Source organism: Nonomuraea sp. B10E15 (assembly GCF_039871615.1).
GTDB lineage: Bacteria > Actinomycetota > Actinomycetes > Streptosporangiales > Streptosporangiaceae > Nonomuraea.
Genome location: NZ_JBDPMB010000001.1, coordinates 863,994 through 881,308 on the forward strand (window position 1 = coordinate 863,994; position 17,315 = coordinate 881,308).

Annotated in this window: 14 protein-coding genes; 8 read left to right on the top strand and 6 right to left on the bottom strand. The window is 72.3% G+C overall.

The genetic code is table 11. The features are described 5' to 3' along the window. The first annotated feature begins 1 nt into the window (after position 1). Positions 2-2,170 carry a family 43 glycosylhydrolase gene (locus ABGB14_RS03975; protein ID WP_347642134.1) on the top strand — a complete coding sequence of 723 codons (2,169 nt, stop codon included), beginning with the start codon at positions 2-4 and terminating at the stop codon, positions 2,168-2,170. Between the two features lie 24 nt (positions 2,171-2,194). On the opposite strand, the gene ABGB14_RS03980 is transcribed toward ABGB14_RS03975, so the two are convergent. Beyond that, positions 2,195-3,133 (bottom strand): alpha/beta hydrolase, encoded by a 939-nt coding sequence (locus ABGB14_RS03980; protein WP_347642135.1) that lies wholly within the window; start codon positions 3,131-3,133, stop codon positions 2,195-2,197. Between the two features lie 57 nt (positions 3,134-3,190). Between ABGB14_RS03980 and ABGB14_RS03985 the strand changes: the two genes are divergently transcribed. Then, entirely contained in the window at positions 3,191-3,832 is a 642-nt protein-coding gene (locus ABGB14_RS03985) for a helix-turn-helix domain-containing protein (protein WP_347642136.1), read from the top strand. Here the strand turns inward: ABGB14_RS03985 and ABGB14_RS03990 are convergent. Then, positions 3,829-4,353 carry a hypothetical protein gene (locus ABGB14_RS03990; RefSeq protein WP_347642137.1) on the bottom strand — a complete coding sequence of 175 codons (525 nt, stop codon included), beginning with the start codon at positions 4,351-4,353 and terminating at the stop codon, positions 3,829-3,831. The genes ABGB14_RS03985 and ABGB14_RS03990 overlap by 4 nt on opposite strands. A gap of 181 nt (positions 4,354-4,534) precedes the next feature. Between ABGB14_RS03990 and ABGB14_RS03995 the strand changes: the two genes are divergently transcribed. After that, positions 4,535-5,857 (top strand): MFS transporter, encoded by a 1,323-nt coding sequence (locus ABGB14_RS03995; protein ID WP_347642138.1) that lies wholly within the window; start codon positions 4,535-4,537, stop codon positions 5,855-5,857. A 120-nt stretch (positions 5,858-5,977) separates the two neighbouring features. Beyond that, entirely contained in the window at positions 5,978-6,892 is a 915-nt protein-coding gene (locus ABGB14_RS04000) for a hypothetical protein (protein ID WP_347642139.1), read from the top strand. Positions 6,893-6,901: 9 nt separating this feature from the next. On the opposite strand, the gene ABGB14_RS04005 is transcribed toward ABGB14_RS04000, so the two are convergent. Both ABGB14_RS04005 and ABGB14_RS04010 read right to left on the bottom strand, forming a co-directional pair. Further along, entirely contained in the window at positions 6,902-7,132 is a 231-nt protein-coding gene (locus ABGB14_RS04005) for a hypothetical protein (RefSeq protein WP_347642140.1), read from the bottom strand. A 421-nt stretch (positions 7,133-7,553) separates the two neighbouring features. Next, on the bottom strand, positions 7,554-7,964 hold the full coding sequence (locus ABGB14_RS04010; protein ID WP_347642141.1) for a RidA family protein: 411 nt from the start codon (positions 7,962-7,964) through the stop codon (positions 7,554-7,556). A 117-nt stretch (positions 7,965-8,081) separates the two neighbouring features. On the opposite strand from ABGB14_RS04010, the gene ABGB14_RS04015 reads away from it, so the two are divergent. The 3 genes from ABGB14_RS04015 (at position 8,082) to ABGB14_RS04025 (ending at position 9,927) form a co-directional block, all read left to right on the top strand. Next, the gene (locus ABGB14_RS04015) at positions 8,082-8,528 is read left to right on the top strand and encodes a DUF4383 domain-containing protein (protein WP_347642142.1); all 447 of its coding nucleotides are present in this window, start codon (positions 8,082-8,084) and stop codon (positions 8,526-8,528) included. 294 nt (positions 8,529-8,822) lie between these two features. Then, positions 8,823-9,158 carry a hypothetical protein gene (locus ABGB14_RS04020; RefSeq protein WP_347642143.1) on the top strand — a complete coding sequence of 112 codons (336 nt, stop codon included), beginning with the start codon at positions 8,823-8,825 and terminating at the stop codon, positions 9,156-9,158. Between the two features lie 94 nt (positions 9,159-9,252). Continuing rightward, positions 9,253-9,927 carry a helix-turn-helix domain-containing protein gene (locus ABGB14_RS04025; RefSeq protein ID WP_347642144.1) on the top strand — a complete coding sequence of 225 codons (675 nt, stop codon included), beginning with the start codon at positions 9,253-9,255 and terminating at the stop codon, positions 9,925-9,927. Between the two features lie 10 nt (positions 9,928-9,937). Here the strand turns inward: ABGB14_RS04025 and ctaD are convergent, their stop codons facing one another. Both ctaD and ABGB14_RS04035 read right to left on the bottom strand, forming a co-directional pair. Then, entirely contained in the window at positions 9,938-11,635 is a 1,698-nt protein-coding gene (gene ctaD / locus ABGB14_RS04030; RefSeq protein ID WP_347642145.1) for a cytochrome c oxidase subunit I, read from the bottom strand. A gap of 186 nt (positions 11,636-11,821) precedes the next feature. Beyond that, a complete protein-coding gene (locus ABGB14_RS04035; protein ID WP_347642146.1) occupies positions 11,822-13,903 on the bottom strand; it encodes a SpoIIE family protein phosphatase in 2,082 nt (693 codons plus the stop codon). 148 nt (positions 13,904-14,051) lie between these two features. Here ABGB14_RS04035 and ABGB14_RS04040 point away from each other — a divergent pair, with 148 nt between their 5' ends. After that, positions 14,052-17,300 (top strand): BTAD domain-containing putative transcriptional regulator, encoded by a 3,249-nt coding sequence (locus tag ABGB14_RS04040; protein WP_347642147.1) that lies wholly within the window; start codon positions 14,052-14,054, stop codon positions 17,298-17,300. The last annotated feature ends 15 nt before the right edge of the window (positions 17,301-17,315 follow it).

Here is a 17,315-nt window from a genome sequence, read left to right on the forward strand (position 1 = left end):
TATGCATATCGCAGCGGTTGCCTCGCTCATCCTGTCGCTGGTGGGCGCCCCGTCCTATGACAATCCCGTGTCGCGGGACTTCGCCGACACCTTCGCCGACCCCGCCGTGATCCGCGGGCTCGACGGCTACTGGTACTCCTACGGCACCTCCGACCCGCTGCGCGAGGGAGAGGGCGAACATCACCGCCTGCCCATCGCCCGCTCCAGCGACCTGGTGGAGTGGACGTACGTGGGCGACGCGTTCGGGGAGGACGACCTGCCGTCGTACGCGGATCCGAGCACCCTGCTCTGGGCGCCGGACGTCCGCTATCTCGACGGCCGGTACGTCATGTACTTCACGGTCACCAACTCGGCGGGCACGCCACACCAATGGGACTACTCGATCGGCGCCGCCACCGCGCCCACGCCGACGGGGCCGTGGACGCCCGCACCCGAGCCGGTGGTTCCGCCGCGCCCGTCCGGCGACGCGTACTGGAACACGATCGACCCCTCGCAGTTCACGGACGTGGACGGCAAGAAGTACCTGTACTTCGGCGGGTTCTTCGGCGGCGTGTGGGTGACCGAGCTGTCCGCGGACGGCCTCAGGCCCGTCGGCCGGCCCACCCAGGTCGCCGTGGACAACAAGTTCGAAGGCTCGTACGTCGTGCGCCGCGACGGCTACTACTACCTGCTGGCCTCGTCGGCGAACTGCTGCGCCGGCCCCACCACCGGCTACTCGGTGCTGGCCGGGCGCGCCACCAGCCCGCTCGGGCCGTTCACCGACCGGGAGGGACAGCCTCTGCTCGCCTCCCGCGCCGGCGGCACCCCCGTGGTCGCGCAGAACGGCAACCGCTGGATCGGCGTCGGCCACCACGCCCAGCTGACCGACCTGGCCGGGCAGGACTGGATGCTCTACCACGCGATCGACCGCGACGACCCCTTCCTGGACGAGCCGTACGGCGTCAACGAGCGGCCCATGCTGCTCGACCGGCTCGACTGGATCGACGGCTGGCCGGTCGTCCGCGCCGGGGCGGGACCGTCCGAACGCTCCTCCGAGCGGCCCGTGACGAGCGGGCACGTCGAGGAACGGTTCTCCGGCGGCCTGTCCGGGTGGCGTGACACCGGGGGTTGGGCCGTACAGGACGGATATGTCCGGCATGACGGTGGTGAGCAGGCGACGCTGACGTCCAGGAAGGGCCTCGGCGGCGACCGCCGGGCCGAGACCGACCTCCGGCTCGCCGACGCGCGCCCCGGTGGCACGGCGGGACTGCGGATCGGCGCGGCCACCGCGGTGGTGTCGGACTCCGGCCTGACCGTCACGGCGGGAGGCGAGCGCCGCACGGCCACGCTGCCGGGAGGCGCTTCCACCTGGCGGAACCTGGCCGTCACCGTCAAGGGCAGGACGATCATCGCCGAGGTGACCTCGGCCCGGCTCGGAGACCCCCAGGCCACCGTGAGCCTGGACTCGCCCGTCCCGCTGTCCGGCGCGTTCGGGCTGGTCGCCAAGGGCACGGCGGAGTTCGACAACGTCAGCGTGGCCAGGCTCGCCAAGCCGGTCACCCGCATGGCGCCCGTCCCCGAGCCCGGCAGGAAGCTCGACGCCGAGGAGTTCGGCACCCTGGACCGCGCCTGGCAGTGGGTGCGCGAGGACCCCGCCGCCCGCGTCGCCGGCGGCGCGCTGCGCTGGCCGGTGCAGAACGGCGACCTGGTGGGAACGGGCAACTCGGCGAGCGTGCTGCTGCGCACGCCGCCGCGCGGCGACTACATCGTGGAGACCAAGGTGACGCTCGACCTGGGCGAGGACACCGTACGCAACCACCAGCAGGCGGGCCTCGTCGCCTACGCCTCCGACGACGACTTCGCCCGGCTCTCCCAGGTGGCCATCTGGAACACCCGGCAGGTGGAGTACGGCCGCGAGCTGCCGTTCGCCGACCGGCTGTCGTACGGCGGGAACATCGCCGGAGCCCCGGCGAGGACGACCTGGCTCCGGCTCGCCCACCACGTGGACCGGGAGACCGGGGAACACGAGTTCCGCGCCGGGTCGAGCCGTGACGGCAAGACGTGGACGTGGGCCGGGGTGTGGACGTTCGGCAAGGACACGTCCCCGCGCATCGGCCTGGTCGCCCACGGCGGGGCCCAGCCCGCTGTCGAGGCCGAGTTCGACTACGTCCGCTTCTACCGCACCCGCTGATCCGGAGCTCGCACCGCGGTGCTGTCAGGCGGCGAGTTCGGCCCGCAGGAACGCCGCGACCCGCGCCTGCCACTCCCGTGCCGACTCCAGCATCGCGGTCAGCTCGTGCGACCCGTGCACGTGCCCCGGCCAGCAGGTCACATGGGCCGCGATCCCCGCCCTGGTCAGCGCCCGGGCGTACGACTCGCCGTCGCCGCGGAGGATGTCGTACTCCGCCGTCATGATCAGGGCGGGCGGCAGCCCGGTCAGGTCGTCCGCCAGCAGCGGCGAGGCGTACGCGTGCCGGCGCTGCTCCGGAGCGCAGTACTGCTCGACGTTCGCGGCCAGCTCTTCCGGCGTCAGCACGACCGTGCCCGGGTCGACGGCCTGCCGGCCGGCCGTGAGGTCGAGTACGGGGATCTCCAGCACCTGGGCGCGCAGCGCGGGCCCGCCCTGGTCGCGGAGCATGAGGGCGGTGGCGGCGGCCAGGTTGGCTCCCGAGGAGTCGCCGCCGATCGACAGCCGCGCGGGGTCGATGCCGAGCAGGTCCGCCTGGCCGGCGACCCACCGGACGGCGGTGTGGCAGTCGTGGACCGGCACGGGGAAGCGGTGCTCGGGGGCGAGCCGGTGGGCGACCGAGACCACCACGCAGCCGGCCTCGGCGGCGAGGCGGCCGCAGACGGCGTCGCGGTGGCGCAGCTCGCCGAGCCACCACCCGCCCCCGTGGACGTAGATGTGGCAGGGCAGCGGCCCGGGACGTTCGGGCGTGTAGCCGCGCACCGTGATGCTCCCGCCGTCGACCTCGATCTCGTGGTCCGTGACCGTCACGGGAGGCGCGGGCCGCGCCACCATGGCGGCCCGCTGGTCCATGCCGCGATGGATGGCGGCGCGCCGCTCGGCGACCGGGGTGGAGGCGTCCGGTACGTGCTGACGGGCTTCCTGGATCCTGGCCAGCATCGGGACGAGCTCGGCGAGCACCGGCATGGTCGGCCTTTCGGTACAGTGACTGTAAGTTCAGTCACTGTACCGAAGGGGCGACGGATGGTCGAGGGCGTTCGCGAGCTGAAGAAGCGCGAGACCAGGCGGCGCATCGCCGAGACGGCCCTGCGGCTGTTCGCCGGCCAGGGTTTCGACGCCGTCACCGTGGCGGAGGTCGCCAGGGCCGCGGGGGTGACGGAGAAGACGGTCTTCAACCACTTCGAGACCAAGGAGGACCTCGTCTACGGCGAGGACCGGGCCTTCGAGGCGGAGCTGCTGGAGAGCGTGCGCGCCCGGCCGGCCGGGGAGCCGGCGCTCGCCGCCGCCGAACGTTTCCTCCTCGGGCGTTACCGGCGCCTCGCGACGGACCCGGCGTCGGGGGAGCGGGCGCGCATGTTCGCGACCCTTGTCGCGGCCAGCCCGGCGCTGCGGGCCCGCGAGCGCCGGATCCACGCCCGCTACGCCGACGCCCTGTGCGCCCTGATCGCCGGGGAGCAGCGCGCGGCACCCGACGACATGCGTCCCCGGCTTCTCGCCGAGGCGCTGATGGTCGTGCACCGGGAGTCACTCGCCCTGATGCGCGCCGGCCTGCTGGACGGCACGCCTGGTGACCAGCTCGGGCCGCGCGCCGTCGCCGCCGCCCGCCGCGCCCTGGCCATGCTGGCCGGCGGATTCGCCGGCTACGCCCCAGGCCGCCCCGGCTAGCGCGGTGTCTCCGGGGCCGGCGGGGCAGTGGTGGCGGACGTGGGCGACGGCGGGACCGGGGGCGAGGTCCCCAGGTGGGCGAAATGACCCGTTCGCGGCTTGACCGGCACGGATACGCGCAGAGGAGGCGCACCGCGGAAGGTGAACGTCAGCGGCACCAGGCCACCCCGGATCCCGCTGGCCGTGGCGAGCGGCTGCTCGGCCGTGCCGACGGGCTGGTCGGGGCGCAGGGTGACAGGGCCGGGCAACCGCACCGTGCCGCCCCCTTCGACGGTGATCCGTTCGAGTTGCAGCGGTCTGTCACCGGCGTTGATCAGCACGCCGTACAGAGGGAACCGCGGCGGCGGTTGGGCCGGGTGGGCGCCACCCAGGAGGAAGACGTTGCGCAGGCGCACACCGCCCTGACCGTCGGCGTTGGCGCCGTCGTTCTGCGGACGCCACTGCACCCTGTCGATCTCGGCCGCCGAGCACCCGGAGGCGGCCAGCGCCACGGCGACCATGGCAGAGACGATGGGACGCATCGCACCCAACCCCCTTCGGCACCTCCGTCATCGCCCAGTCGCTACCCGTGACGACCCCGTCCAACCGCCGCCCGCTGCGAACCCGCGCAGGCACGGGAAAACCGGCGAAAAGAGCATGATGACCATCGGCGACACGTCCTGTAGCGTCGCGGATAACGCGGCACTACCGGAGGAGCGGTAGATGGCAGAGGACCAGCGACTCGACGCGACAGATCAGCAGAAGCGACGGCAGGTTGTCCGGGCGGTGATCGCCTCGGCCGTCGGCACCTCGATCGAATGGTACGACTTCTTCCTGTACGGCTTCGCCGCCAGCACCATCTTCGCGGAGCTGTTCTTCCCCACCAGTGACCCCACGACCGGCCTCCTGCTCGCCCTCGGCACCTACTTCGGCGGGTTCGCCGCCCGCCCGATCGGCGCCGCGATCTTCGGCCACTACGGTGACCGCATCGGCCGCAAGGCCACCCTCATCATCACCCTCATGACCATGGGCGTCGCCACCGCCCTCGTCGGCCTGGTGCCCACGTACGCGCAGATCGGCATCTGGGGCGGCATCCTGCTGACGCTGCTCCGCCTGCTCCAGGGCATCAGCGTCGGCGGCGAATGGGGCGGGTCCGTGCTCCTCGCCACCGAGTGGGGCAAGACGCGCGGCGGCCGGCGCGGGTTCCTGGGCAGCTGGCCGCAGTTCGGCGTCCCTGTCGGGCTCGTGCTCGGCTATCTCGCGCTGCAGATCTTCCAGCCGCTCGACCCCTACTGGGGCTGGCGCATCCCGTTCCTGCTCAGCATCGTGATGGCCGGGGTCGGCCTCTACATCAGGCTCGGCATCCTGGAGACGCCGGTCTTCACCAAGGTCCTGCGGGAGAACAAGGTCGAGCGCGTCCCCGTACGCCAGGTCATCGTGAAGAACTGGCGGGAGATCGTGCTGAGCGCCCTGCTGCGCACGGGTCAGCAGGCGCCGTTCTACATCTTCACCGTCTTCATCCTCACCTACGCCACCAAGACGCTCGGCTTCGAGGCGAGCGACGTCTACCTGTACGTCATCGTCGCGGGCGTCGTCTCGCTGTTCACCGTGCCGTTCTGGGGCTACATCTCCGACGTGGTCGGCCGCCGGAGGCTCTACATCATCGGCGCCGCGGCCATGGTGGTCTGGTCGTTCGTCTACTGGCCGCTGCTCGACACCCGCGTGCCCGCGCTGGTCTTCCTGGCCATCGTGGCGGCGGCGCCCATCCACGACATCCAGTACGGTCCGCAGGCCACGTTCATCGCCGAGAGTTTCACCGGGCGGTTACGCTACAGCGGCGCCTCGCTCGGCTACCAGCTGGCCTCGGTCACGGCGGGCGGGCCGGCCCCGCTGATCGCCGTCTGGCTGTACGCCACCTATGAGAGCTCGTTCGCCATCGCCGTCTACATGGCGATCTGCGGCCTGATCAGCGTGGCCGCCGCGTTCGCGCTCAAGGACCGCGCCCACATGGACTACGCGGTCGAGTACGACGAGGCCGGCCCCTGAAGCGGGCCCGGCACATGCTTCGAGGATCCTCGAAAGGAGGCCCCGCCCGGCGCGCCCGGCCCTAGGGTCGCGCGGGAAGCCGTACGGCCTGCCGGGCGGGGGAAGGAAACCGACATCACCATGACAGCGAGTCCCTGCGCGCGCTGCGGAGCTCCGATCCAGGCCGACAGGCACGCGCCGGGATGGTGGGTGGACCAGTGGAACGGGCGGCACTGCGGGGGCGACCCGCGCTTCCCGCACCAGGCGCCGCGCAAGAAGCAGGACCACACGCCCTGGATCGTCGCCGGCTGCGTGGCCGCCGTGGCCGTGCTGGCGGCGGCGGTCGTGGTGGTGGTCGTGCTGAACCGAGGGCCGGCCGAGCCCGCCGTGGCGCAGGTGGCGCCGACCCGGCCCAGCACGCGGGAGAAGGAGCCCAGCGCGACGCCGGACCCGCCGAAGGCGGCCGAGGCGCCGGTGCCCTGCGAGCCGGGCAAGAAGCGCGGCCGGCACTGTTTCCCGTCCACGACGCGGGGACCCGACTTCCTGGCCCGCATCGGGAAGGCGCTGAAGTGGCGGTGTTACGAGGCGGGGGAGAAGGACCGTTCCGGCTACAAGGTGAGGGACCCCGAGTGCCAGGCCGTGAACAGTGTCGACCAGGCGTACACGAAGCGCGTCTCCATCGGCTACGAGACCCACGACCGCGCGAAGGGCGCCGCGATGACCGAGGTCGACATCGTGGCCTCGACGCACGCCGAGAACCAGGGCACCACCGTCAAGAACACCGCCGCCCTGGCCACCGACGCCTTCGAGATCGCGGTGGTCCACCTGTGGCCCGGCAACAAGAAGCTGCAGAACGAGGCCAGGCAGGCCCTGGCCAAGGCCCAACGCCAGTGCAAGCCCGACTACGACCCGCAGTCGGTGCCGCTCTCGATCGGCTACGAGATCGGGTGCGGGACGCCCATTCCCGTCACGGTGACCAGCAAGGAGGGCAAGCCGGTGCTGACCATCACGCAGTCGCTGGACATCGGGATCCCCTTCGACTACGGCTGGGACTGACGTGCGGCGTCAGACCAGGCCGACCATGAAGCCCTCGTCCTTGATCCCCAGGTACGCCGCCGGGCGGAACCGCCGCATGCCGTCCTCGATGACCGGGATGTACTTCGGGTTGGAGCCGAGCGGCAGCCGGTAGCCGTTCTTGACCGTGTGGAACTCCCACAGGTGCTCCATCTCCTGGTGGCGTGAGCGGAAGCCCGGGTCGGCGGGGAAGAGGTCGAGGCGGACCATCGTCTTGCGCATGATGGAGTCGGCGAGTTCGACGCGGCGCTGCTGCGTGCGCGAGATGCCGACCCCGGACAGCTCGGCCCACGGCTTGCCCTGGGGATCGTCCCAGCGCAGCCGACGGCGTCGAGGACGAGCCGGCGCGGCCGGCCGATCCTGCGCCAGGCGACGACCGGCAGCAGGCCGATGCCCAGGAAGATCAGCCCGAGGATCCCGGCGACGACCGCGGTGCCCGCGCCGCCCTCCACCTGGCCGGTGAGCGCCGAGACGATCGAGATGAGTCCGATCACTCCCGCGACGGAGCCGCCGATCAGCGCCCTGACCCTGGCGTCCCCGCCGACGTCGATCACGACGGGAGGCGGTGCGAAGCCGGGGTGTTGCGGGGGGCGCGGTGGTTGGTGAGGGCCGTACGTCATGGACGTGCACGTCCCCGGCCAGGCTAGGCGCCGGCGATCACGGCGACCGCTTCGACCTCGACGAGCTGGTGGTCGTAGCCCAGCACGGTGACGCCCAGCAGGGTGCTGGGCACGTCGTGCGTCCCCATGTACTCCCGGTAGACCCGCCAGGCCGTCACCAGGTCGGCCTGGTCGGAGGAGGCGACGTAGACCGTGGTCTTGACGATGTCCGTCAGCGCGGCCCCGGCGCCGTCGAGCGCCGTGACGAGGTTGCGCATCACCTGGTGAGCCTGCTCGGCGTAGTCGCCCGGCGCCACCGTCGCACCCTTGGCGTCGAGCGGGCACGCGCCCGCCACCCAGATGGTGCGCAGCGGCGCGTCCACGGCCGAGGCGTAGGCGTATTCGACGTCCTGCGCCAGCCGCTCGTTGCGGATCAGTCTGACACCCGTGCTCATGGCTCTCCAACGCTTGTGGTCTCGTGCACCGCCACACGATACGCGAGCCCAGGTGGGTGCGACTTATCCGCCCGAGGGAGGGTAGCGGGAAACCGGTCAACGTCAAGGAGGCTCAGCATGAGTACTTCGCACAAGTCGGCGACGCGCTCGCCCGTGCAACTCGCCGCGCTGGTCGTCGGCCTGGTGTTCCTGCTCGTCGGAGTGCTCGGCTTCGTCCCGGGCATCACGACCGACTACGGCGATCTCCAGTTCGCCGGCCACCACTCCGAGGCGATGCTGCTCGGCATCTTCCAGGTGTCGATCCTGCACAACATCGTGCACCTGCTCTTCGGCATCGCCGGTGTCACGCTGGCCCGGTCGTGGCCGGGCGCGCGCGCCTACCTGATCGTCGGCGGGATCGTCTACCTGGTGCTCTGGCTGTACGGGCTGCTCGTCAACCAGGAGAGCGCGGCCAACTTCGTTCCGCTCAACACCGCTGACAACTGGCTCCACCTGGTCCTCGGCGTCGGCATGATCGCGCTGGGGGTGCTGCTGACCCGCGGGCGCGCCGCGGTCTCGCGCTGACCGCCGGCGGTCGACGAGGCGGGGGCGCGCGACGTACCTACGTTCCCGTATATGGGTAGCCATACGGGGATTTCTCACCTCCCTTTCCCCGGTGGGCGGGAGGCACGCTGGTGAGGTGCACACCAGAGGGGAGGGGCCATGCCGCGAGTCACTGAACAGCCGCAGAACATGCTGCGAGCCACTGAACAGCCGCAGAGCGCCCGTATGAGTCTGGATGCCCTGACCGGGAACCGATTTCTGGCGTTTCGGGACAATGTGGCCCTGTGGGTCGGATGGGGCGCTGACGAGCCGGCGGTGTCCTGGGAGTTGTCGGCGACGCCGTCGGCGGTGCCGAGCGCCCGGCGGATGGTCGCGACCCGGCTGCGGGCGTGGGGGCTGCGGGACCGGGTCGAGGCCGCCGAGACACTGGTCGGCATGCTGGTCGACGAGGCGCTGCGGCACACCGCCGGCAAGATCGTGATCAGCTTGTCCGCCGAGGACGGGTGGTGCAGGTGCGAGGTCGGGCAGTGCCCCGGTCCGGCTCGCCGGGCGCGGAAGCTGCTCGACCGCCTGGCCTGCTGCTGGGGTGTCTCCATGACGGCGGGCGAGGAGGCCGTCTGGTTCGAGCTCCCCGAAGCCGGGCGTCCCTGACCCCCTCCGCACCTGGGCCGGGGCCGGCCTGACCGGTCCCGGCCCAGGTGTCCGCCGCGCGGTGCCGCCCGCCGGACCGCCTACCATCGGCGGTGTGAGCACCACGACGGGCAGGCCGCGCCGCGCGGGACGGCCGCGCAAGGAAGACGCCAAGGACACGCGGGCCGTGCTGCTGGAGGTCGCCCTCGACCTGTTCGTCGAGAAGGGCTACGCCGCAACGTCCGTCCGCATGATCGCCCGAGCCGCCGGGCTCAGCGACGCCGGCCTCTACGGCCACTTCGCCGGCAAGCGCGCGATCTACGACGAGCTGCTGGCCTCGGCCGGCCCCGGCGCGGTGGGGCAGGTGATCGTGGAGCTGTTCCCCGGCCCCGAGGCGACGCCGGACGACCCCGAGACGTTCCTGCGCGAGTGCGTCGCCCGCGTGATCGAGTTCTTCGAGAAGCCGGCCGCGCGCAAGTTCAGCCGGCTCCTGCTGCGCGAGGAGATCGCCGACAACCCCGGTGTCGTCAACGAGATGATCTCCCAGGGCACGCGGACGCTCGGCCCGATCTTCTCCCGGTGGGCCGAGCGCGGCCTGCTGTCGCCGCGCGTGCGCGCGCGGCTGCTCGCCGGCGAGCTGGACGGCGGCGAGCTGGCCTGGGAACTGCTGGCGCCGCTGGTGTTCATCCGGCTCACCTACCTGCACGGGCCCGATGACCTGCACGACGAGGGCAGGCGTCGCGCCGCCTCACACCTGGAGCTGTTCCTCGACGCGGCCGTCCGCCGCTAGACGCCGTCGCTCAGGTCTCGCGCTTCGCCTGCTCGATCTCCGTGTCGTGCCGGGGGTGCCACATGTGCGGATAGTGCAGGTCGAACGCCGGCCGTTCCGAACGGATGCGGGGCATGGACGTGAAGTTGTGGCGCGGCGGCGGGCAGGACGTCGCCCATTCCAGCGAGTTGCCGAACCCCCACGGGTCATCGACGGTGACGCGCGGGGCCCGGCGGGCCGTACGCCAGACGTTGTACAGGAACGGCAGCGTCGACAGGCCGAGGATGAAGGCGCCGATCGAGGAGATCAGGTGCAGGCCCGTGAACCCGTCGATGGCGCTGTAGCTGGCGTAGCGCCGCGGCATCCCGGCCACGCCCAGCCAGTGCTGCACGAGAAATGTGGTGTGGAAGCCGATGAACAGGGTCCAGAAGTGCCAGGCGCCGAGCCGGTCGTCGAGCATCTTGCCGGTCATCTTCGGCCACCAGAAGTAGAACCCGGCGAACATGGCGAACACCACGGTGCCGAACACCACGTAGTGGAAGTGCGCGACGACGAAGTAGGAGTCGGTGACGTGGAAGTCGAGCGGCGGCGAACCGAGGATGACGCCGGTCAGGCCGCCCAGGAGGAACGTCACCAGGAAGCCGACCGAGAACAACATCGGCGACTCGAAGCTCAGGTGCCCGCGCCACATCGTGCCGACCCAGTTGAAGAACTTCACGCCCGTCGGCACCGCGATGAGGAACGTCATGAACGAGAAGAACGGCAGCAGCACCTGCCCGGTCGCGAACATGTGGTGCGCCCACACGGTCATCGACAGCCCGGCGATGGCGATGGTGGCTCCCACGAGCCCGATGTAGCCGAAGACGGGCTTGCGGCTGAAGACAGGGATGACCTCGGTGATGATGCCGAAGAACGGCAGCGCGATGATGTAGACCTCGGGGTGGCCGAAGAACCAGAACAGGTGCTGCCAGAGCATCGGCCCCCCGTTCTCGGCCAGGTAGACCTGGGTGCCGAACCTGCGGTCGGCCTCCAGCGCGAGCAGCGCGGCGGCCAGCACCGGGAACGCCATCAGCACGAGCATGCTGGTCAGCAGCACGTTCCAGGTGAAGATCGGCATGCGGAACATGGTCATGCCGGGAGCGCGCATGCAGATGATCGTGGTGATGAAGTTGACCGAGCCGAGGATGGTCCCCAGACCTGCCAGCACCAGCCCCATGATCCACAGGTCGCCGCCCGTGATGGGGCTGTAGACCGAGTCCGACAGCGGCGTGTAGGCGAACCAGCCGAAGTCGGCCGCCCCGTAGGCGGTGAAGAACCCGCTCGCCACGATCAGCCCGCCGAACAGGAACAACCAGAAGCTGACCGCGTTCAGCCGGGGGAAGGCGACGTCGGGCGCGCCGATCTGCAGCGGCATGATGACGTTCGCGAACCCGGCGAACAGCGGGGTCGCGAAGAGCAGCATCATGAGCGTGCCGTGCATGGTGAACAGCTGGTTGTACAGCTGCGGGCTGACGAGCTGCAGGTCCGGCTGGATCAGCTGGCTCCGGATGACCAGCGCCATCAGACCGGCGAAGAGGAAGAAGGCGAACGACGCGATCAGGTACATGTAGCCGATCACCTTGTGATCGGTCGAGGCCAGCCAGGCCGCGATGAGCCTGCCCTTGCGGCGGAGCCGTGGCGGCTCCGGCGGCGAGGCGAGCGGCTCGTCCCGGGGCTTGAACGTGGTCATGTACGGTCTCCGTCTTCCCAGCTCAACGGGTATCGGCCGGCCAGGGCCCCTGTACGAGCGTGCCGCCGGCCACCTGCCCGACCAGCCTTCGCTACCCTGGCGCTACCGCCCGAACCACCGCCATACCGCGGGACGACTGATCCGTTACGCCCCCATGGGAGCCGGCCGTCCGCCAGGACCACCGCTTCACCGGTCCTCGACCGGCGCCCGGCCTTTCACCTCGTGCCGGGCGGCCGGCTCAGGGAGCCGCAGCGCGATCATGGCCACGTCGTCGTCGGCCGACAGCGGCAGAGCACTGAGCAACTCGTCGCAGAACCGGTCGAGAGGCTGGCGCGCGAGCGCGCACGCGTGCCTGCGCAGCCGCTCCAGGCCCTCGTCGAGGTGCTCGTCGTGCCGTTCCACGAGGCCGTCGGTGTAGAGCAGCAACGTGCTCAGCGCAGGCAGCGGCTCCCGCGCGGACACGCACCGGGTGTCGTACGGGATGCCGAGCAGCGGGTTGGCGCCGTCCTCGAGGAAACGGCCCGCGCCCTCGCCGGTGACCAGCAGGGGCGGCGGATGGCCGGCCACCGCGTAGTTCAGCCGGTGACCGCCCTCGTCCTTCTCGACCCTGGCCAGCACGCAGGTCGCGGTCTCCTCGCAGTAGAGGGTCTTCATAGCGATGTTCAGCCGGGCGAGGATCTCCCCAGGAGGCTCCTGCCGGTCCACGACCAGTCCTCTGAGCATGTTGCGCAGCTGACCCATGGTGACCGCGGCGCGCAGGTCGTGCCCCGCGACGTCACCGATGGCCAGCACGGTGGCGCCGTCGGGCAGCACGAACGAGTCGTACCAGTCGCCGCCCACGTCGGCGGCGGTGGGGCTGGCGCGGTAGCGTGCGGCGATCTGCATGCCGGGCACCCGCGGCGGTTGCGCCAGCAGGCTGTGCTGCAGGGCCACCGCGACCTTGTGTGTGCGCTGGAACCGCATCGCGCTGCTCAGGTTGTCATGGGCCTGCTCGATCATCTCGCGCAGCAGGGCGACGGTGCTCTGGCCGATCGGCGCGCGGTCACCGCAGGCGGCCGCCGTGACCACCGCCGCGAGCGTGCCGTCGACCACGACGGGCAGGAGCGCGATGCTGTTGGCCCTGGTGGCCTCCAGCCAGGTGCGTGTGCCCGCCGGCACGAGATCACCCAGCGGCGACCCGGGGGCGAACGTCGTGCGGAACGGCCTTCGCCGGCGTACCACGGCGGCGAACCCGCTGTCCGCGGCCAGGCGTTCCTCGCTGAACGGCGGGAGCCTGGGCAGCCCGGCGCGGGCGGCGGTGGCGATGCGCTCGGCCACGAAGTCGCCGCCTCGCGCCAGCCCGTCGGCGAGGTCGATCACCAGGTGCACGCCGCATCCGTCGGCCAGGTCGGGCACGATGACGTTCGCCAGCGCGCCGAGCATGCCCTCCAGGCTCGTCCGGTCGGCCGTCGCGGCGGCGGCCGAGTCGAGCAGCCGCTGGCGCCGCTGCTCCTGCCACTGCTGCTCGATGTCGGTGCAGGTGCCCACCCACTCCACGAGACGGCCGTTCTCCTGGATCGGCACGGCGCGAGCCTGGAAGTGCCGGTACGTGCCGTCGGTCGTGCGGAGCCGGTAGACGTGCTCCCACACCTCGGAGACCTCCTTGACCGCGCTGGTCCACGACGCCTGCGTGGAGGCGCGGTCGTCCGGGTGGACGGCGTTCATCCAGCCGTCGTCGCGGAAGTCGTCCCATGACTGGCCGGTCGTCCGCTCCCATCCCGGGCTCGGCTCGATCACCAGGCCGCCGGGGTCGGCCACCCAGACGATCTGCGCGCTGACCCGGACCAGGCTCTGGTATCGCCGCAGGATGCGGCGGCGCTCGTCGGCCACCGCCTGGAGCCGCTGCGCCACGGTGGCCGGGTCGGTGACGTCCAGGAAGACCGCGAGGACGCCGTACGTGCCGTCCTCGAAGGAGACCCGCGAGAGGCTGAAGGTGAAGAAACGTTCCCGGTCCTCCAGGCACTCGCCGCCGGGGGCGTCGGTGCGGACCACCGGCGTGCCCGTCCTGAGCACCTGGTCGAAGATGGGGACGTAGTCCTCCTGGGCCACGTGCGGAAAGGCGATCCTGAGCGGGGACCCGATCGGCCGCTCTCCGAACAGGGACCGGTACGCCTCGTTGGTGTACAGCAGCCGGTGGTCGGGCCCGCGCGTCACCGCGATCCCCACGGGCGCCGGCTCCAGCACCTCGAAGGTCAGACCACTCACCCGCTGCCCGTAGACACCGTCCATTGCGACTTATCCCCCGATGACGCCGTTCACGGTGATTCGCGAGCCCGCCAGACTCCTACCCTTTCCCGGCGCGACGGGAACACGGCAGGTCACGGCTCCGGCCGCACGACGCCTCAGGACCTTCGGTCCCGGCGATAGCATGTCGGGGATGGCGCGGCATGAGGTGGCGTTCAAGATTCTGGGTCCTCTCGAGGCCGTGGCCGGCGGGCAGCCGGTGCGGCTGCGGGGGCAGCGGGCCAGGGCGGTGCTGGCGATGCTCCTTGTGGCCGAGGGCCAGGTCGTGAGCACCGACCGGCTGGCCACGGCGTGGGGCGATGACCCCCCGACATCGGTGCGCAACCAGGTGACGATCGCCGTGGCCGTGCTGCGCCGGGCGCTGCGGGAGGCCGGCGCCGATCCCGGTGCCATCGTGACGGAGAGCTCGGGCTACCGCCTGAGCGCCCCCGCGACCGACGCGGCGGTCGCGGAGAGCAGGATCGCGGAGGGGCGACGCGCCGCCGAGGAAGGGCGGGAGGCCGAGGCGAGCACGCTGTTCGGCGAGGCGCTGGCCCTGTGGCGCGGCCCCGTCCTGACCGAGATGGAGACGGAGGACGTCCGCGCCGCCGCGGCCCGGTGGGAGGAGATGCGGCTGGCCGTCGCCGAGGAGCGGGCCGAGCTGGAGCTGCGGCTCGGCCGGCACAGCGAGCTGGCGGCCGAGCTCGAGGCGCTGCTGGCCGAGCATCCGCTGCGCGAGCGCCTGCGCGGCCTGCTCATGCTGGCGCTCTACCGGTCGGGACGGCGGGCCGGCGCGCTGGAGGTCTACCGCACGGGGCGGCGGCTGCTGGTCGACGAGCTCGGGCTCGACCCCGGGCCGGAGCTGCGCCGGCTGGAGGCGGCCATCCTGGCCGACGACCCGGAGCTCCGCGCGCCGCCGCGTCCCGCGCGGCAAGCGGGCGCGCCGGTGCTGCTGGTCCCCGCGGAGCTCCCCGCGGGCTCGGGCGGGTTCGTGGGCCGCGACGGCGAGCTCGCCGTGCTGGCCGAGTGCCTGGCGGCGGAGACGGCGCCCGCGGTCGTGGCCATCGCCGGCACCGCGGGCGTGGGCAAGACCAGCCTCGCCGTGCACTTCGGTCACCGGCACGCCGCCTCGTTCCCCGACGGGCAGCTGTACGTCAACCTGCGCGGCCACTCCCAGGGCCCGGCGATGGCGCCGGTCGAGGCACTCATCCGGATGCTCGGCTCGCTGGGCGTGCCGGCCGAGCAGATCCCGCCGGACGAGGAGGCGGCCGCCGGGCTCTACCGGTCGTGCCTGGCGGGCAGGCGTGTGCTCGTGCTCCTCGACAACGCCCTGACCGCCGAGCAGGTACGCCCCCTGCTGCCGGCCGCTCCCGGCTGCCTGGCGCTGGTCACGAGCCGCAGCCGGCTGGCCGGGCTCGTCGCCAGCCACGGCGCCCGGCAGCTCAAGCTCGACGTGCTCGGCCACGCCGACGCGCTGGCCCTGCTGGCTTCCGCGGTCGGTCATGACCGCGTGGCCGACGAGCCGGAGGCCGCGGTGGAGCTCGTACGGCTCTGCGCCCACCTTCCGCTGGCCCTGGGGGTGGCCGCCGCCAACATCGCCGTCAACCCGCACTGGTCGATCGCCGGCTACGCGGCGGCGCTGGCCGCCGACCGGCTGGGCTCCCTCGAGATCGACGGCGAGTCGGCGGTGCGCGCCGCCTTCGGCCTGTCGTACGCGCGGCTCGCTCCCGGCGCCCAGCGGCTGTTCCGCCTGCTCGGGCTCGCGCCCGGCCCCGACATCACCGCCGAGGCGGCGGCGGCCCTGGCCGGCTCCGGCACCGAGCAGGCCGCCCGCCTGCTCGACCGGCTCGCCGCCGCGCACCTCGTCGACGAGCACCTGCCACGCCGCTACGCCTTCCACGACCTGATGCGCCGACACGCCAGAAGCCAGGCCGAGCAGGACGACGCGCCCGCCGACCGGCTCGCGGCGGTCGAACGGCTCTGCTCCTGGTACGTCTCGACGGCGACGCGCGTCGCCCGCGTCGCCTACCCGTCACGGACCTGGGCGCCCACCACCTCACCGACAGCGGCGGAGCCCGGCCAGGAGCCGGTGAGCCGCTCCGCGGGGTCCGGCCAGGAGCCGGTGAGCCGGCCCGCGGGGTCCCGCCAGGAGCCGGTGAGCCCGTCCGCGAGCTCCGGTCCCGAGCCGGTGAGCAGCGCCGACGCGGTGGCCTGGCTGGACGTCGAGCGCGCCAACCTCGTCGCCGTCGCGGCGCACGCCGCCGACGAGGGGCCCCGCCGCTTCGCCTGGCAGATCGCCGAAGTCCTGCGCCCCTACTTCGGTTTCGGGGCCGAGCCCGCCGACGCGGAGGCGCTGGCCGAGGCCGCGATGCGGGCCGCCGCCGCGGAGAACGAGCCGCTGGGCCAGGTGACGGCCCAGCTCAGCCTGGCCATGACCAGCCGCCTGCGCTCCCGCTACGCCGAGGCGGTGGCGGCTTTCGAGGCGGCCGCCGTGCTGGCCCGGCGGGCCGGCTGGCCGCAGGGTGCGGCCGCGGCGCACAACAACCTGGCCGCCGTCCACGTGGAACGGGGCGCGTTGCGGGAAGCGAAGGGGACCTTGCACGCCGCCCGGGAGATCTACCACGCCGCCGGGCAGCTCAGGACCCAGGCGGTCGTCGCCTCCAACCTGGGCGCGGTCTGCCTGCAGCTCGGCGCGCTTCATGAGGCGGAGGCGCACATCCGCGACGCCGAGAGGTTGCGCGAGGCTGCCGGCGAGGGACTCAACGGCATCGAGCTCACCAACCTGGCGAGCGTCCGCCGGCTGCTCGGGCACATCGACGAGGCGCTCCAGCTCGCCGGGCGGGGGCTCGAGAGCAACTGCGAGAGCGGCCGCTCCGTGGAGGTGCCCAAGAGCCTCGGCGTCCTGGCGCAGATCCACCGCGACGCGGGCCGCCTCGACCTGGCGCTCGACCACGCGCGGCAGGCCGAGCGCCTGGCCAGGGAGGTCAGGAACGGCTACGCGCTGTGCCTGGTCACCACCATCCTCGGCACGGTGCACACCGCCGCCGGCGATCACGCGGCGGCCGCCGGCGTCCACACCGCCGTGCTGGGCCAGGCGCGCGCCGCCGGCATGAACTACGTGATCGTCAGAACGCTGCTCGGCCTGGGCCGCGCCTACCTCGGCCTCGGCTCCATGGAAACGGCGATGCCGCAGGTCAGCCGGGCCCTCGCCATCGCGCGCGCCGGCGGATACCGGGTCGAGGAAGGCAACGCCCTCACCACCATGGCCGAGATCCACCGTGCCCTCGGCGACCCGAGGCGCTCGGCGGAGTGCGCCGGGCAGGCCCTCGCCGTGCACCGCGAGACCGGGTTCCGGCTCGGGGAGGAGCGCGCCCTCGCCCTGCGGGACGTCGCGCTCCGGTGACGCCGGGCGCCTGCC

Excerpts from the sequence above, each read along its gene's own strand:
- ABGB14_RS03975 (WP_347642134.1), top strand. The coding sequence starts at position 2 with ATGCATATCGCAGCGGTTGCCTCGCTCATCCTGTCGCTGGTGGGCGCC.
- ABGB14_RS03980 (WP_347642135.1), bottom strand. The coding sequence starts at position 3,133 with ATGCCGGTGCTCGCCGAGCTCGTCCCGATGCTGGCCAGGATCCAGGAA.
- ABGB14_RS03985 (WP_347642136.1), top strand. The coding sequence starts at position 3,191 with ATGGTCGAGGGCGTTCGCGAGCTGAAGAAGCGCGAGACCAGGCGGCGC.
- ABGB14_RS03990 (WP_347642137.1), bottom strand. The coding sequence starts at position 4,353 with ATGCGTCCCATCGTCTCTGCCATGGTCGCCGTGGCGCTGGCCGCCTCC.
- ABGB14_RS03995 (WP_347642138.1), top strand. The coding sequence starts at position 4,535 with ATGGCAGAGGACCAGCGACTCGACGCGACAGATCAGCAGAAGCGACGG.
- ABGB14_RS04000 (WP_347642139.1), top strand. The coding sequence starts at position 5,978 with ATGACAGCGAGTCCCTGCGCGCGCTGCGGAGCTCCGATCCAGGCCGAC.
- ABGB14_RS04005 (WP_347642140.1), bottom strand. The coding sequence starts at position 7,132 with ATGCGCAAGACGATGGTCCGCCTCGACCTCTTCCCCGCCGACCCGGGC.
- ABGB14_RS04010 (WP_347642141.1), bottom strand. The coding sequence starts at position 7,964 with ATGAGCACGGGTGTCAGACTGATCCGCAACGAGCGGCTGGCGCAGGAC.
- ABGB14_RS04015 (WP_347642142.1), top strand. The coding sequence starts at position 8,082 with ATGAGTACTTCGCACAAGTCGGCGACGCGCTCGCCCGTGCAACTCGCC.
- ctaD (WP_347642145.1), bottom strand. The coding sequence starts at position 11,635 with ATGACCACGTTCAAGCCCCGGGACGAGCCGCTCGCCTCGCCGCCGGAG.
- ABGB14_RS04035 (WP_347642146.1), bottom strand. The coding sequence starts at position 13,903 with ATGGACGGTGTCTACGGGCAGCGGGTGAGTGGTCTGACCTTCGAGGTG.
- ABGB14_RS04040 (WP_347642147.1), top strand. The coding sequence starts at position 14,052 with ATGGCGCGGCATGAGGTGGCGTTCAAGATTCTGGGTCCTCTCGAGGCC.